This window comes from Neisseria sp. P0009.S007 (assembly GCF_051962515.1).
The window spans coordinates 1-831 of record NZ_JBQCVF010000758.1; the positions used below are offsets into that span (position 1 = coordinate 1).

The 831-nt window shown below is 49.9% G+C and carries 1 protein-coding gene; it reads right to left on the reverse strand.

Translation table 11 applies throughout. The features are described 5' to 3' along the window. Positions 1 to 45 precede the first annotated feature (45 nt). Positions 46 to 795: a Nif3-like dinuclear metal center hexameric protein gene (locus ACTHS3_RS16165; protein ID WP_440368530.1), complete on the reverse strand. Its 750-nt coding sequence runs from the start codon at positions 793 to 795 to the stop codon at positions 46 to 48. Between the last annotated feature and the right edge of the window lie 36 nt (positions 796 to 831).

The following is an 831-nucleotide window of genomic DNA, read 5'->3' on the forward strand; positions in this document are numbered from 1 at the left end:
GCATTATTTAAAATAAGGTAAAGTTTTTATGATATTGCTCAATACTCAGGCAGGGTTGTTTTCATCAAAGTGAACCATTTCGATACCGAATTTTTCTGCCACGGCATCGCCTAAGGCACGGACGCCGTAACGTTCTGTCGCATGGTGGCCGGCGCTGATAAATGCCACACCCGTTTCGTTGGCAAGATGATATTGCGCTTCGGAAATCTCACCGGTCAGATACGCATCGACACCTTCGTCTACGGCCGTCTGAAAAAATCCCTGCGCACCGCCGCTGCACCAGGCAATGCGTTTGATTTCGCGTTCAAGATCGCCGATAACGGTCGGCTTGCGGTCAAATACCGCCTCAATGCGTTCAGACAATTGCGCCAGCGTTTGCGTGGTTTTCAGACGGCCTGTATTCAACAGGTTTTGCTCGCCGAATTGTTTTTCGAGCACCCAATCAAGTTTCTCGGCCAACTGCGCGTTATTACCCAATTGCGGGTGTGCGTCCAGCGGCAGGTGGTAGCCCGCCATATTGATTTGGTGTTGCAGCAAGGTTTCAATGCGTGCTTTTTTCCAACCGGTAATCGTGACAGGCTCGCTTTTCCAAAACATACCGTGGTGAACCAAAAGCAGATCCGCCCCCTGCTCTACGGCAAAATCGATCGCTGCTTTGCTGGCGGTAACCGAAGTGGCGATTTTGGCAATTTCTTCTTTGCCTTCAACCTGCAAACCGTTGGGCGCATAGTCCTTAAACAACCCAACCTGCAAAGTCTCATCGCACCAAGCCAGAATTTCGCGGCGTAAAGCCATATTCCGCTCCTTATATCTATCTTCAAAAACAGCTTC

Bases quoted from the DNA above. Each gene is read 5' to 3' on its own strand.
- ACTHS3_RS16165 (WP_440368530.1), bottom strand. From the start codon at position 795: ATGGCTTTACGCCGCGAAATTCTGGCTTGGTGCGATGAGACTTTGCAG.